11 protein-coding genes are annotated in these 15,398 nt (G+C 54.5%); all 11 read left to right on the top strand.

Annotated features, from left to right (window positions below; all coding sequences use genetic code 11):
* Position 1 precedes the first annotated feature (1 nt).
* Positions 2-1,546 carry a F0F1 ATP synthase subunit alpha gene (gene atpA / locus ABH912_RS20340; protein ID WP_033059681.1) on the top strand — a complete coding sequence of 515 codons (1,545 nt, stop codon included), beginning with the start codon at positions 2-4 and terminating at the stop codon, positions 1,544-1,546.
* A gap of 50 nt (positions 1,547-1,596) precedes the next feature.
* Positions 1,597-2,457, top strand: a complete 861-nt coding sequence (gene atpG, locus ABH912_RS20345) for a F0F1 ATP synthase subunit gamma (RefSeq protein WP_033059680.1) — start codon at positions 1,597-1,599, stop codon at positions 2,455-2,457.
* 27 nt (positions 2,458-2,484) lie between these two features.
* The gene (gene atpD / locus ABH912_RS20350) at positions 2,485-3,864 is read left to right on the top strand and encodes a F0F1 ATP synthase subunit beta (RefSeq protein WP_033059678.1); all 1,380 of its coding nucleotides are present in this window, start codon (positions 2,485-2,487) and stop codon (positions 3,862-3,864) included.
* A 45-nt stretch (positions 3,865-3,909) separates the two neighbouring features.
* The gene (locus ABH912_RS20355) at positions 3,910-4,335 is read left to right on the top strand and encodes a F0F1 ATP synthase subunit epsilon (protein WP_033059677.1); all 426 of its coding nucleotides are present in this window, start codon (positions 3,910-3,912) and stop codon (positions 4,333-4,335) included.
* Between the two features lie 116 nt (positions 4,336-4,451).
* The gene (gene glmU, locus ABH912_RS20360) at positions 4,452-5,819 is read left to right on the top strand and encodes a bifunctional UDP-N-acetylglucosamine diphosphorylase/glucosamine-1-phosphate N-acetyltransferase GlmU (RefSeq protein ID WP_429511480.1); all 1,368 of its coding nucleotides are present in this window, start codon (positions 4,452-4,454) and stop codon (positions 5,817-5,819) included.
* Between the two features lie 203 nt (positions 5,820-6,022).
* The gene (locus ABH912_RS20365) at positions 6,023-6,799 is read left to right on the top strand and encodes a DeoR family transcriptional regulator (protein WP_033059674.1); all 777 of its coding nucleotides are present in this window, start codon (positions 6,023-6,025) and stop codon (positions 6,797-6,799) included.
* 1 nt (position 6,800) lies between these two features.
* A complete protein-coding gene (gene glmS, locus ABH912_RS20370) occupies positions 6,801-8,633 on the top strand; it encodes a glutamine--fructose-6-phosphate transaminase (isomerizing) (protein WP_429511481.1) in 1,833 nt (610 codons plus the stop codon).
* 279 nt (positions 8,634-8,912) lie between these two features.
* Positions 8,913-9,767: a TnsA endonuclease N-terminal domain-containing protein gene (locus ABH912_RS20375; RefSeq protein ID WP_429511482.1), complete on the top strand. Its 855-nt coding sequence runs from the start codon at positions 8,913-8,915 to the stop codon at positions 9,765-9,767.
* Positions 9,764-11,932 (top strand): Mu transposase C-terminal domain-containing protein, encoded by a 2,169-nt coding sequence (locus ABH912_RS20380; protein WP_429511483.1) that lies wholly within the window; start codon positions 9,764-9,766, stop codon positions 11,930-11,932. Before ABH912_RS20375 ends, ABH912_RS20380 begins: the two co-directional genes overlap by 4 nt.
* Positions 11,929-13,380 (top strand): ATP-binding protein, encoded by a 1,452-nt coding sequence (locus tag ABH912_RS20385; RefSeq protein WP_429511484.1) that lies wholly within the window; start codon positions 11,929-11,931, stop codon positions 13,378-13,380. The genes ABH912_RS20380 and ABH912_RS20385 overlap by 4 nt, the downstream gene beginning before the upstream one ends.
* Positions 13,381-13,395: 15 nt before the next feature.
* Complete coding sequence (locus tag ABH912_RS20390) at positions 13,396-15,063, top strand: TnsD family Tn7-like transposition protein (RefSeq protein ID WP_429511485.1); 1,668 nt, start codon at positions 13,396-13,398, stop codon at positions 15,061-15,063.
* The last annotated feature ends 335 nt before the right edge of the window (positions 15,064-15,398 follow it).

Below are 15,398 nucleotides of genomic sequence, written 5' to 3' on the forward strand. Positions count from 1 at the left end.
AATGCAGCAACTCAATCCTTCCGAAATAAGTGAAATTATCAAGGGCCGCATCGACAAGCTCGATGTGACCTCCCAAGCCCGTAACGAAGGCACTGTCGTCAGCGTATCTGACGGTATCGTGCGGATTCACGGTCTGGCCGACGTAATGTACGGCGAGATGATCGAGTTTCCGGGCGGCGTCTTCGGTATGGCTCTCAACCTGGAGCAAGACTCTGTAGGTGCCGTTGTATTGGGCTCCTACCAGTCTCTGGCTGAAGGCATGAGCGCCAAGTGCACTGGCCGCATCCTCGAAGTTCCGGTTGGTAAGGAACTGCTGGGTCGCGTAGTCGACGCACTGGGTAACCCAGTTGACGGCAAAGGTCCGCTGAACAACACCGAGACCGATGCGGTCGAGAAAGTTGCTCCAGGCGTGATCTGGCGTAAGTCGGTAGACCAGCCTGTACAGACTGGCTACAAGGCTGTCGATGCCATGATTCCTGTCGGCCGTGGCCAGCGTGAGCTGATCATCGGTGACCGTCAGATCGGTAAAACCGCTCTGGCGATCGACGCGATCATCAACCAGAAAAACAGCGGTATTTTCTGCGTCTACGTAGCGATCGGTCAGAAACAATCGACCATCGCTAACGTGGTTCGCAAGCTGGAAGAAAACGGCGCACTGGCTAACACCATCGTCGTTGCCGCGAGCGCTTCGGAATCTGCAGCACTGCAGTTCCTGGCACCGTACTCCGGTTGCACCATGGGTGAATTCTTCCGCGACCGCGGTGAAGACGCGCTGATCGTTTATGACGATCTGTCCAAGCAAGCAGTGGCTTACCGCCAGATTTCCCTGCTGCTGCGCCGTCCACCAGGCCGTGAAGCTTACCCAGGCGACGTGTTCTATCTCCACTCCCGTCTGCTGGAGCGCGCATCCCGCGTTTCGGAAGAGTACGTAGAGAAGTTCACCAACGGCGCAGTGACCGGCAAAACCGGTTCCCTGACCGCACTGCCGATCATCGAAACCCAGGCTGGCGACGTTTCCGCGTTCGTTCCGACCAACGTGATTTCCATCACCGACGGTCAGATCTTCCTGGAATCGGCCATGTTCAACTCCGGGATCCGTCCTGCTGTGAACGCCGGTGTTTCGGTATCCCGTGTGGGTGGTGCCGCTCAGACCAAGATCATCAAGAAGCTCTCCGGTGGTATCCGTACCGCTCTGGCTCAGTACCGTGAACTGGCGGCATTCGCCCAGTTCGCTTCTGACCTGGACGAAGCGACCCGTAAGCAACTTGAGCATGGTCAGCGCGTTACCGAGCTGATGAAGCAGAAGCAATACGCACCAATGTCGATCGCTGACATGGCGCTGTCGCTGTATGCCGCTGAGCGTGGGTTCCTGACTGACGTTGAAATCGCCAAGATCGGCAGCTTCGAACAAGCGCTGATTGCTTTCTTCAACCGCGATCACGCCGAATTGATGGCGAAGATCAACGTGAAGGGTGACTTCAATGACGAAATCGACGCTGGCATGAAAGCCGGTATCGAGAAGTTCAAGGCCACCCAAACCTGGTAAGCCGCAGCGGGAGCCGCAAGGCTCCCGCTTGCTAACCTGATAGGTGTTACATGGCAGGCGCAAAAGAGATTCGCAGTAAGATTGCGAGCATCAAAAGCACGCAAAAGATTACCAGCGCCATGGAAAAAGTGGCGGTCAGTAAAATGCGCAAGGCACAAATGCGCATGGCTGCTAGCCGTCCTTACGCGGAGCGCATCCGCCAGGTTATTGGTCATTTGGCCAACGCCAACCCGGAATATCGCCACCCCTTCATGATCGAGCGTGAAATCAAGCGCGTCGGTTATGTCGTAGTGAGCAGTGACCGTGGTCTGTGTGGTGGCTTGAACACCAACCTGTTCAAGGCCCTGGTCAAGGACATGGCGGTAAACCGCGAAAACGGCGTCGAGATCGATCTGTGTGTTGTTGGTAGCAAGGGTGCGGCTTTCTTCCGCAACTTCGGCGGTAACGTCGTTGCAGCTATCAGCCACCTGGGTGAAGAGCCGTCGATCAATGATCTGATTGGCAGCGTCAAGGTGATGCTGGATGCCTACCTGGACGGCCGTATTGATCGCCTGTCCGTGGTGTCCAACAAGTTCATCAACACCATGACGCAACAGCCTACTGTGGAGCAGTTGATTCCACTGGAGGCAACCCCGGATCAATCGCTCAAGCACCACTGGGACTATCTCTACGAACCGGATGCCAAAGAGCTGCTTGACGGCTTGATGGTCCGCTACGTTGAGTCGCAGGTCTACCAGGCGGTGGTCGAGAACAACGCGGCTGAACAGGCTGCGCGGATGATCGCGATGAAGAACGCTACCGACAACGCCGGTGATTTGATCAGCGATTTGCAGCTGGTCTACAACAAGGCGCGTCAGGCTGCGATCACCCAAGAGATCTCGGAAATCGTCGGCGGCGCTGCCGCGGTTTAACGGTTCAAATATTCAGAGGATCCAGCTATGAGTAGCGGACGTATCGTTCAAATCATCGGCGCCGTTATCGACGTGGAATTTCCACGCGACAGCGTACCGAGCATCTATAACGCGCTGTTGGTACAAAGCGCGGCAGGGACCACTCTGGAAGTTCAGCAACAGCTGGGCGACGGCGTGGTTCGTACCATTGCGATGGGTTCCACCGAAGGCTTGAAGCGCGGTCTGGAAGTCAAGGACTCTGGCGCAGCCATCTCCGTACCGGTCGGTAAAGCGACCCTGGGCCGGATCATGGACGTACTGGGCAACCCGATCGACGAAGCTGGCCCGATTGACACCGAAGAGCGCTGGGGCATTCACCGTCCTGCGCCAACCTTCGCTGAACAAGCTGGCGGCAACGACCTGCTGGAAACCGGCATCAAGGTTATCGACCTGGTTTGCCCGTTTGCCAAGGGTGGTAAAGTCGGTCTGTTCGGTGGTGCCGGTGTAGGCAAAACCGTAAACATGATGGAACTGATCCGTAACATCGCCATCGAGCACAGCGGTTATTCCGTGTTCGCCGGTGTGGGTGAGCGTACTCGTGAGGGTAACGACTTCTACCACGAGATGAAGGATTCCAACGTTCTGGACAAAGTGGCACTGGTTTACGGTCAGATGAACGAGCCGCCGGGTAACCGTCTGCGCGTAGCACTGACCGGCCTGACCATGGCCGAGAAGTTCCGTGACGAAGGTAACGACGTTCTGCTGTTCGTCGACAACATCTATCGTTACACCCTGGCCGGTACTGAAGTATCCGCACTGCTGGGCCGTATGCCCTCCGCAGTAGGTTACCAGCCGACCCTGGCCGAAGAGATGGGTACTCTGCAAGAGCGTATCACTTCGACCAAAAACGGTTCGATCACCTCGATCCAAGCGGTATACGTACCTGCGGATGACTTGACTGACCCGTCGCCAGCGACCACTTTCGCCCACTTGGACGCCACCGTCGTTCTGTCCCGTGACATCGCTTCCCTGGGTATCTACCCAGCGGTCGATCCACTCGACTCGACTTCGCGCCAGCTGGACCCGAACGTAATCGGCCAGGACCACTACGACACCGCTCGCGGCGTACAGTATGTTCTGCAGCGTTACAAAGAACTGAAGGACATCATTGCGATCCTGGGTATGGACGAGCTGTCGGAAGCCGACAAGCAGTTGGTAAACCGTGCTCGTAAGATCCAGCGTTTCTTGTCGCAGCCGTTCTTCGTGGCTGAAGTCTTCACCGGTGCTTCGGGTAAATACGTTTCCCTGAAAGACACCATTGCTGGCTTCAAAGGCATCCTCAACGGTGACTACGACCACCTGCCAGAACAAGCGTTCTACATGGTCGGCGGCATCGAAGAAGCGATCGAGAAAGCCAAGAAACTGTAATCCCGGCGCCCGGCAACGGGCGCTAATTTAGGTTGAGGCAATCAGATGGCTATGACAGTCCATTGCGATATCGTCAGCGCGGAAGGGGAAATCTTCTCCGGCCTGGTCGAGATGGTGGTTGCGCACGGTGCACTGGGTGATCTTGGTATCGCCCTGGGTCACGCGCCGCTGATCACTAATCTCAAGCCGGGCCCGATCCGCCTGATCAAGCAGGGCGGGGAAGAGGAGGTGTATTACATCTCTGGCGGTTTCCTCGAGGTTCAGCCGAACATGGTCAAGGTACTTGCCGACACTGTGCAACGTGCTGCCGACCTGGACGAAGCCTCCGCTCAGGAAGCCGTTAAGGCTGCCGAGAAGGCCTTGCATGACCGTGGTGCAGAATTCGATTACGGTTCTGCTGCCGCACGTCTGGCCGAGGCGACAGCTCAGCTGCGCACCGTCCAGCAGATCCGCAAGAAGTTCGGCCACTAATAGGCCGTCGCTTGTTGTGCGATTGATTAAAAAGGGTAGCCTCGGCTACCCTTTTTTCTTTTTAGATATTCACAACCTGGTCGCAGCCGCTGACCATCCAGGATTGGTAGCCAGTTATGTCTTTAGAAATCGTTATCCTCGCTGCTGGTCAAGGCACTCGCATGCGTTCTGCTCTGCCGAAAGTGCTGCATCCGATTGCCGGCAACTCGATGCTCGGCCATGTTATCCACAGCGCCCGGCAACTTGATCCACAGCGCATCCACGTAGTGATCGGTCATGGTGCCGAGGCAGTGCGCGAGCGTCTGGCGGCTGATGATCTGAATTTCGTCCTGCAGGACAAACAGCTTGGGACTGGCCATGCGGTTGCTCAAGCGGTGCCTTTCATTGAGTCCGACACCGTTCTGATTCTTTATGGTGACGTGCCATTGATCGAAGTCGAGACCCTGCAGCGTTTGCTCAAGCAAGTAGCGCCGCAGCAACTGGGTTTGTTGACAGTCGAACTGGACGACCCGACCGGCTATGGCCGCATCGTCCGCAACGCTGACGGCGAAGTGACAGCCATCGTCGAGCAGAAAGACGCTAACGAAGCCGAACGCGCGATCACTGAAGGCAACACCGGCATTCTGGCGCTGCCGTTCGCGCAATTGGCTGGCTGGATGAGCCGTCTATCGAACAACAACGCCCAGGGCGAGTACTACCTGACCGACGTGATCGCGATGGCAGTCAGCGATGGTCTCGTGGTTGCCACCGAGCAACCGCATGACGCCATGGAAGTGCAGGGCGCTAACGACCGCAAGCAGCTTTCCGAGCTTGAGCGTCACTATCAACTGCGCGCCGGTCGTCGTTTGATGGCTCAGGGCGTGACCCTGCGTGACCCGGCTCGATTTGATGTGCGCGGCGAAATCACCGTCGGCCGCGACGTGCTGATCGACATCAACGTGATCCTCGAAGGCAAGGTCGTTATCGAGGACGACGTGGTGATCGGCCCGAACTGCGTGATCAAGGACAGCACCCTGCGCAAAGGTGTGGTGATCAAGGCCAACAGCCACATCGAAGGCGCGATTCTCGGCGAGGGCAGCGATGCCGGCCCGTTCGCTCGTTTGCGTCCAGGCACCGTGCTGGAAGCACGCGCTCATGTGGGTAACTTTGTCGAGTTGAAAAACGCTCACTTGGGCGAAGGCGCCAAGGCCGGTCATCTGACTTATCTGGGTGATGCCGAGATCGGCGCGCGTACCAACATCGGCGCGGGCACCATTACCTGCAACTACGATGGCGCGAATAAGTGGAAAACCGTGCTGGGCGAAGATGTGTTCATCGGTTCCAACAACTCGTTGGTTGCGCCTGTGGATATCTCTTCGGGGGCAACCACGGCGGCGGGTTCGACCATTACGCAGAATGTGAATAACGCTCAGTTGGCTGTGGGCCGTGCGCGGCAGAAGAATATCGATGGCTGGAAGCGGCCTGAGAAAATCAAGAAGAGCTAAGTTATCCACAGTTCTTGAAGATCAAAAGATCGCAGCCTGCGGCAGTTCCTACAGAGTGAACACGAACTCAATGTAGAAGCTGCCACAGGCTGCGATCTTTTTATGGGTTATCCACAGGCCTTTTTATCGCCTCACACTTGACGAAGTTTCGACAATAGGTTTTGATTGCTTCCGTTATCTTTCGAATCGAAACTTACCAAGCCATGTCGAAGCGCAATACACCTCAACGCCGTCACAACATCCTCGCCTTGCTCAATGAGCAGGGCGAAGTCAGTGTGGATGAGCTGGCCAAGCGCTTCGAAACCTCGGAAGTTACGATCCGCAAGGATCTCGCGGCGCTTGAGACCAATGGTTTGCTGCTGCGCCGTTATGGCGGAGCGATTACCCTGCCTCAAGAGCTGGTGGCTGACCTTGCTCAGCCGGTGTCCAAATACAAGCAGGCCATTGCCCGCGCTGCCGTTGCGCGGATTCGTGAGCATGCGCGGATCATCATCGACAGCGGCAGCACCACGGCGGCGATGATTCCGGAACTCGGCCAGCAACCGGGTCTGGTCGTGATGACCAACTCGCTGCATGTCGCCAATGCCTTGAGCGAACTTGAGCATGAGCCGGTACTGTTGATGACCGGCGGCACCTGGGACCCGCATTCCGAGTCTTTTCAGGGGCAGGTGGCGGAGCAGGTCCTGCGCTCTTACGATTTCGACCAGTTGTTCATCGGTGCCGATGGCATCGATCTGGTTCGCGGTACCACCACCTTCAACGAACTGCTGGGGCTGAGTCGGGTCATGGCTGAAGTCGCCCGGGAAGTGGTTGTCATGGTGGAGGCCGACAAGATCGGCCGCAAGATTCCCAACCTGGAGCTGCCCTGGAGCAGCGTCCATACCCTTATTACCGATGATCGCCTGCCACTTGAGGCACGGGATCAGATTCAGGCCCGCGGAATCAATTTGATCCTCGCGGCTGTCAATCAGGAGAAATAGCATGTGTGGAATTGTCGGCGCAGTCGCAGAACGTAATATCACCGCCATCCTGCTCGAAGGCCTGAAACGCCTGGAATACCGTGGCTATGACAGTGCCGGTGTAGCGGTCTACACCAATGACGAAAAGCTTGAGCGCCTGCGTCGTCCGGGCAAGGTCAGTGAATTGGAACTGGCGCTGGCCGAAGAACCGCTGGTCGGCCGCCTGGGTATCGCCCACACCCGCTGGGCCACTCACGGTGCGCCGTGCGAGCGTAACGCTCACCCGCATTTCTCTGGTGATCTGGCGGTGGTGCACAACGGCATCATCGAAAACCACGAAGCCCTGCGCGAGCAACTGAAAGCCTTGGGTTACGTATTCACCTCGGACACCGACACCGAAGTCATTGCTCACCTGTTGAACCACAAGCTCAAGGATCTGCCTGATCTGACTGTGGCCCTGAAGGCTACTGTCAAAGAGCTGCACGGTGCTTACGGTCTGGCAGTCATCAGCGCTCAACAACCGGATCGTCTGGTGGCGGCCCGCAGCGGCAGCCCGCTGGTTATCGGTCTGGGCATGGGTGAAAACTTCCTGGCTTCCGATCAGCTGGCCCTGCGCCAGGTCACTGACCGCTTCATGTACCTGGAAGAAGGCGACATCGCTGAAATTCGCCTCGACAGCGTGCAGATCTGGGACGTGAGCGGCCAAGTAGTCAAACGCGAATCCGTGCAGTACCGCGATGGCGCCGAAGCCGCCGACAAGGGCGAATTCCGCCACTTCATGCTCAAGGAAATTCACGAGCAACCGGCTGTGGTGCAGCGCACCCTGGAAGGTCGCCTGAGTCCCAACGGCGTGCTGGTGCAAGCGTTCGGTCCACAGGCTGCCGAGCTGTTCGCCAAAGTGCGTAACGTGCAGATCGTCGCGTGCGGCACCAGTTACCACGCCGGCATGGTTGCCCGTTACTGGCTCGAAGAACTGGCCGGCATCCCGTGCCAGGTCGAAGTCGCCAGCGAATTCCGCTACCGCAAGGTAGTGGTGCAGGCGGACACCCTATTCGTGACCATCTCCCAGTCCGGTGAAACCGCTGACACCCTGGCCGCTCTGCGTAACGCCAAAGAGTTGGGGTACCTCGCCAGCCTGGCGATTTGCAACGTCGGCATCAGCTCATTGGTGCGTGAATCCGATCTGACGCTGCTGACCCAGGCCGGTCGCGAAATCGGCGTGGCCTCGACCAAAGCCTTTACCACTCAACTGGTCGGTCTGCTGTTGCTGACTTTGTCCCTGGGCCAGGTGCACGGCACGTTGGGCAAAGGCGTCGAAGCCACATTGGTTGAAGAGCTGCGTCGCCTGCCAACCCGCCTCGGCGAAGCCCTGGCCATGGACGGCACCGTCGAAAAAATCGCCGAGCTGTTCGCTGAGAAAAACCACACCCTGTTCCTCGGCCGTGGCGCGCAATTCCCGGTGGCGATGGAAGGGGCGCTCAAGCTCAAGGAAATCTCCTACATTCACGCTGAAGCCTATCCGGCCGGCGAACTGAAACACGGTCCGTTGGCGCTTGTGGATAACGACATGCCGGTGGTCACCGTGGCACCGAACAACGAACTGCTGGAGAAGTTGAAATCCAACCTCCAGGAAGTCCGCGCCCGGGGTGGCGAGCTGATTGTCTTCGCAGACGAGCAGGCCGGCATGACCAATGGCGAAGGCACTCATGTTGTGCAAATGCCACACATTCACGACATCCTGTCGCCGATCCTCTACACCATTCCACTGCAATTGCTCTCGTATTACGTTGCCGTATTGAAGGGTACTGACGTTGACCAGCCGCGTAACCTGGCGAAGTCGGTGACGGTGGAATAAGTTATCCACAGCTGATGGAAACTGGTTTTGAACAATATAGATTGACACTAAACAATAAAGTTTGACACGCGGAAACATAGATTGACACAAGGCTTAAACCCCCGTATCTACGGGGGTTTTTTCTTCCCAGGCTTTCCCTTTGGTCTGGATTCATCGCTTCAGTTTTCAGCGGGTGTAGTCTAGAAATGCTCTGAATATGGTCGCTACGGTGGCCATATTCTTCTACGACTCTTTCTCGGCGAGAAGTGAAGCGGTCCGCATCAACTGAGGAGGCGTGGGTTGCGAGGTCGTAAGTTTGCATCACAGCAGGACATTGAACGGCACATTGCAAATGGATTTGGCGCAGGCGCCGGGGCAAGCTACGTGCCTTGGCTGCGGGTGCAGGACGTTCCTTCGATTGGTCGTTCGCATAAGATCCAAGGTGTCAAGATCGACAGGATCCATCACTTGCTGTCAGATCTCGAGCGGTCTTACTTCCTTGTGTGTGAATTTTCTGAAGACGTCGTGGATATTCGTGAGCAATACCCATTACTCCCCACAGAGCATGCGCAAGCGATAGCAACGTCAATAGATGTACGCTATCCCAGGTACCCTAGAACAACACTGCCGTATGTGATGACGACAGACTTTCTGCTAACTGTTAAACACCTGAACGGAAATTTCAGGTCGGTAGCTAGGACGGTAAAGTATCGTTCTGATCTAGTTGGTAAAGGAAGTAAACGGACACTCGAAAAACTTGAGATTGAAAAGCGCATTTGGCAGAGCCAAGGTGTTGATTGGAAAATCGTGACAGATGAGTTTTTCACACGAGATTTGATAAAAAACCTCGGACTAATCAGAAGGTACTCGAATCTCCCTCGTGATTTAATGAAAGTACCGCTTCATTCGAATTTTATTGACTGCCTGGAAAACAGCCGGGAATATTCGTGGACCTTGGCTACTTGTTTGAGGAAAATTGCGTCTCTTTTATCCATTTCCTATGTCGACGCTCAAGCAATATTCTTCTATCTGGTGTGGAACAAGGTACTGAAAATCGACTTGGCTGGCGCTCCTCTCAACCTTACTGGTTCAGTTCCTCACTTCGAGGTTTTCCAGAACCCTGTCCAAGTTTCGTTGAAGGAGAAAATGTCATGAGTTTTTTCGTTAATGACGTTTTTGAGCCTGTTACCGATTTGTCGGTCATTGCCTCGATAGTTAGGCTTATTCACCTTGATGAAACGCATGACCTGGCTGTTGTTATAGATCTAGCTGATCCTCCCAGGCAGCCGTACGCTGTTGGTCTTGAAGAGTTGCATCGTTCGTTAGCATCTGGTCATACGAAACCAGTAACCGTCGCCACGCCCGAGTTCATGCTTGTGCTTGAGGATCAGTTGGACGAGACAGCCAAGCAAGGCCGAGACAAAAAATGGGCCATCATCGCCCCTCTCCTAGATCCTGACTACCCAGGGCGAATATTCGCGCGGGGGGAATTAGGTCGGTTGGTCAGCACAAGAGCCTCGGAGTTGGGAGTTCAGCGGAAGAAAATTTATAGACTTCTGTACCGTTATTGGATTTATGGTCAAGTTAGAAATTCATTGCTTAATAATTACTCGGCGGTAGGTGTTGCTGATAGGAAATATGATCCGAGTAAGCCTCCTGGGCGAAAGCCTAAATTCCAAGGCGTTCTTACACCGCCTTCCAAGATGCTCAGCGCGGTTGACAAACGATGCATTCGGGTTGGGTATGCCCTTTATGTGAAAGATAAAAAATCTTCTATTTCGAGCGCATATGACGAAATGTTGAGGAGATTCTACTCGGTTCGAGACATCTCTAAAAACAGCGAAGAAGAGCTTCGTTTGCTTCCAAGTTTAGAGATCCCCAGCTTGAGGCAGTTTAGGTATTGGGGCCAGATATTTTTCGACGAAATCGAAACTGAGCGTGGCCGTAAAGGGCTGAGGAGGTGGCTAAAAGACAGTCGTCCGCTTTCAGGTACTGTTCGCGATTGGTTGCGCGGACCATGTCACCAGTTTGAAATCGACGCAACTATTGCCGACATTTATTTGGTCAACAGTTACTCTAGGCGGATGCTCATAGGCCGGCCCGTAGTTTACATCGTCGTAGATAGTTTTTCGGGAATGATTGTTGGTCTATATGTCGGATTGGAAGGCCCTAGTTGGAACGGGGCGAGACAAGCGCTATTCAACGCGTTTACTTCCAAAGTCGAGTTTTGCGCTCAGAACGGCGTTGAAATCAACTCAGATGACTGGGATTGTCACCACTTGCCCCACCAGATTTACGCCGACAGGGGGGAAATGCTGTCACTGGCAGCAGAGGGGCTTTCGTCTGGCTTGGGAATTGAGATGGGTACCGCCCCGCCTTATCGGCCAGATTGGAAGCCAATGGTAGAGAGTCGGTTTGGCATTTTGAATGATCTGACGGGCATCAGATGGCTACCTGGTGGGGTAGCCGCGCGCGATAAAGAGCGAGGCGAGCGAGACTATCGACTAGATGCCACGCTCAACCTCAAAGAGTTCACTCAGATACTCATCAACTGCGTGCTCCACTATAACCGGCATCATCGACAGCCTGATCGATTGACTCAGGCGATGATGAATGACGGCGTTGAGCCTACGCCCAGCGGTATATGGAGTTGGGCTTGCGAGAACGACCTGATCGAATCCAATAAACGCCCTGACGAGTTGGTTTACCTCCACCTATTGCCCCGAGAGCGAGCAACCGTTCAAAAGGGCGGAGTGATGTTCCGCGGCATGCACTACGTGTGTGATATGGCCGTAGAGAAAGATTGGTTTGCCAAGGCTCGCAAAGGGGGAGTTTGGTCAATAGAGTGTTGGTTCGATCCGAACTCTGCGGCGCACATCTGGATCCAGGGTGATGCCAAGCAGTTTATCCGCTGTGATCTTCGACGATCGGATGTCGGTTACGCGAATTATCGTTCGGACGAGATTTTTGACCTGCTCGAAGCCTATCGCCAGAAACCACCAGCTAGCCGACGAGCTGAGCTGGAAAGCCGCGTGCAGCTTAGCGATCAAGTCCACCAGATCGTCACCAATGCTCTTGCGGAAAGAAAGCTGGAACCTGCTCCGCCCACCAAGGCCGAGGCCACAGGAAACATCCGTGAAAACCGCGCCGAAGAACGTCTCCTCGAGCGTGACAATGCGGTCGTCCCTGACGGTGTCAGGGCGGAGCCAGCTTCACGACAAACTGAATCGACACCGAAAGCGCATGACTCATATGCAGGCGAGCGCACCGCGCAGGTTATCGATTTGCTCAAAAGAATTCGGCCAGGACAGGCACAATGAAAGGTGCGCAGACGTTTGCCAATTACGTCAAACAGGATATTCGTGAGTATGCCGGAAATCCGCTAATTGAAGCTTTGCCTCCGATACTCTCGGAGGCGGCGGCTATAGAGCTGATCTCGAATTTTCCTCAGCCGGTGGATCCTAAAGAGCTGACCCTGGAAGGGGCCACTCGAATTCACTGTATCGACCGTTTGAGAACCGTGGTGCAGCCGTTTCTGTTGCACTTGGAACTGGAGGCTCTGTTCTCGCTGCTCATCCGTCGAGGGTACGTAGGGCGTAATCCGATGTCGCCCGCTACCGTCCGGCATTTGCATTCTTTATCTGGGGCTCAGCGTTACCACGATGCGTTCAAGTCCACTGCAGAGACGTTTACCGTCGTCGGCCTGAGCGGCATTGGGAAGTCGACGGCACTCCACGCTATTTTGAGCCTCTATCCACAGACAATTCGTCATGAGCGCTATGAGGGAAGGCAGTTTGTTCATACCCAAATTACTTGGCTAAAGCTTGACTGCCCTCGGGATGGATCACTGGCTGGATTTTGCCAGCAGTTTTTTTATGCGGTTGGGGATGCTCTAGGAGACAAGGACTACCACAAGCGCTACAGGCACCGAAATATCAATGATGCGCTGCAACAGATGGAACAGGTGGCCAGTACATTCTTCATCGGCGCCTTGTTGATCGACGAGTTGCAAAACCTCCACCTGGCGAAAACTGGTGGTAAGGAGAGCATGCTGAATTTTTTTCTGCACTTGGTGAACAACATCGGTATTCCGGTCGTTTTCAGTGGCACGAACTCGATGATTAGCTTGTTCTCAGAAGTCATGCGAACTGCCCGCCGAGTCTGTGGTGCCGGTACGCTCGAATTCAAACGCTTTGAGAAAGATGATGAGGAGTGGCGGTTGTTGGTCGAAAACCTCTGGAGCTATCAGTGGTGCAAGCAGACCGCTGAACTGACCGACGAAATTTTAGACACACTGTACGAACACACCCAAGGCGTCACAGATTTTCTGGTCAAGCTGCTGGTATTGAGTCAGCGGTATGCGGTTCAGAGTGGCTCGGAGTGTTTGACTGCCGAGATTATGGTGAAGGTCAGCAACTCTAAAATGCAGATTCTGAAGCCGGCTCTTTCGGCTCTGCGTAGCCGAGATCCGAAGCGGATGCGGCAGTTCGACGATTTGCTGCCGATTGAGGAGCAACTGAACGAAATGATGGTCTTCGACGGCTTGGAACGAGCGGACCGCCTTTCCTTACTTCGAAGCGTTGTTTCCCGTGAAAAGCCGGCAAATACGTCTCCCGCGAGAGAGCACCAATCGCCGGTTGCTGTTGCAGTAGAGAATTCAGAGGCTAAGTCGTTAAGTGAACACGAAGCTCCCCTCGATGCACTGCGAGCTGCGGGCTGGCTCAACGAGGATCTATTTGAGTTCTCACCGATGTATCAAGAAAAGTGAGTCGGGGGTGGTGAAGTGCACCTTGAACTCCATTTCTTCCCTACAGCATTTCCAGACGAAACTTTGCACAGTCTGGTTTCTCGCTATGCCCGTCTTTGCGGTGTTCGTAGCTGCCGGGCAGCATTCGCCGGACTGAAATCGGCGGCGGCATTTTCGCAGAATGTCGCCTTCCCAAGTCATCTAAGGGATTTTGTCGACGCGCTACCCAGCGGTTCCGAGCTATCGGTAGCCGAGATTATTATGCGCCATACGTTATTACCCTACTACGCGCCGTTTTTGAGTATGCGCCAGGTAGAACACGCTCGTGCGTTGATGACCGCTGATGGGAAAGGCCTGATGTTGAAGATGGGTGTCAACGCGAGCCGTATTGGATTCGCCTCAAGAGTGAGGTTATGCGCAGAGTGTATTGCCCAAGATGAGCTACAACAGGGCGTTGCTTACTGGCATCGAGTTCACATGCTTCCGGGAGTGCTGGTCTGTCCGCATCACGGCACACCTCTCAGAATCCTTGATCATCGCTGGTTGAGCCGCAACTCTCGACAACTCAACCTGCCGAGTGACGAGCATGTGCAAGCACACACGATCCTTCTTGATATCCCGTCGGTGTGCATGCCGCCGCTCCACGGTATAGCGTTGCGCTCGCTTCAGGTGATTGAATCTGAAGTCAGTGCTTTGTCGGCGGATGCGCTGCGCTACACGCTTATGCAAAGGGCAACGCAGCTTAATCTTGCTTCTGGAAACCACCGGTTGTATCTGCAAATGCTGGCACAGCACATGGTCAATTTTTTTGCAGCTCTCCCTCGAGATTGGGAATTTTCTGTACTCGGGGAGGTTCGTGGGGATATACCCGCCACATGGGTTACGAAGCTGCTTCGTAAGCCAATCACCTCTCATCATCCGCTCAAATACATTTTATTGGCCGGTGCACTGGACGTAGACATGGCGAGCTTGCTGCATGACCAACGCCCGCTAGAGCGGGAGATGGCGTCTGGTCCGCAAGCGCACCTTCGGCTACCCGAGGACGATCCACCGGTGGTGTCGAATGAAGGACTGGACTGTTCGTCGGCAGCTATATGGAATTATGCCCTTGAGGGAACTGATGCCAAAAAGATTGCAGCCGTTCTAGGCGTTTCATTGGCGTATGTCTATCGTCGCATCCGCAACGTACCTGGCGGTCAAGATGCTTGGAGGAAGGCTCGATTTCAAATTGAGCTAAGCGCAAGACGCAGGATCTTCGAGGCTGATTACCGCTTGCATAAAGCGCATGCATGCAGAGGGTACGCTTGGTTATATCGACATGATAAGCAGTGGCTGTCGAAATCAACTGCAAACCCAAGTCCCCATCGTGCGCCCCGAATAAATAGTTCGGAGATGTTTACCGCTCTCGATGAGAGACTCGCCGGGGAAGTCCGGCAGTGTGCTGATGTTCTCTATACTTTTAAAGGTAAGCCGGTCCGCGTTTCACGTACCAAAATTGGGCGAGAACTTCATGTTTTGTCTCGTTTCGAAAAGCAACTCTGCAAGCTTCCTCTCTGTGCAGCAGCCCTCGACATGGTATGTGAATCAGTTGAAAACTTTCATAACCGACGTTTACGGTGGGCTAGGTGCAAATTGCTCTCGGAGGGCAAGCCCGTAACACGTTCTTCGCTCTATAGGCTCGCGAGCATTCGGCTTACGGTGTAACCAGCCGGTAATAAATCACCACTCGACACCCCCGCATTCAACTCATTGTGCCACAGGGCATTCCACAAAAATCCTATTACTTCTCAAAAATAGCTGGGAGTAAGCTACGCGGATCGCGATATGAGAAGTATGTTTCATCTAGCGATCAAAATAATCTTAATTGTGTATTCCTCATGCACTGAACTGCGGGTGCTGGCTATTGATACGTGTTTTGGATTCAGTGAATACTGCTATGATTGCGGTTAGGTAATTCATTACAATTCAGAGTAGAGTGGTGCACTATGGCGTAGTCGTTTTCAAAAATCCTAACCCCGGTACAGAATTTAATGTGTTAC

Origin of the sequence: Pseudomonas sp. BT76 TE3572, assembly GCF_050435365.1 — a bacterium.
Taxonomy (GTDB): Bacteria; Pseudomonadota; Gammaproteobacteria; order Pseudomonadales; family Pseudomonadaceae; genus Aquipseudomonas; species Aquipseudomonas fluorescens_W.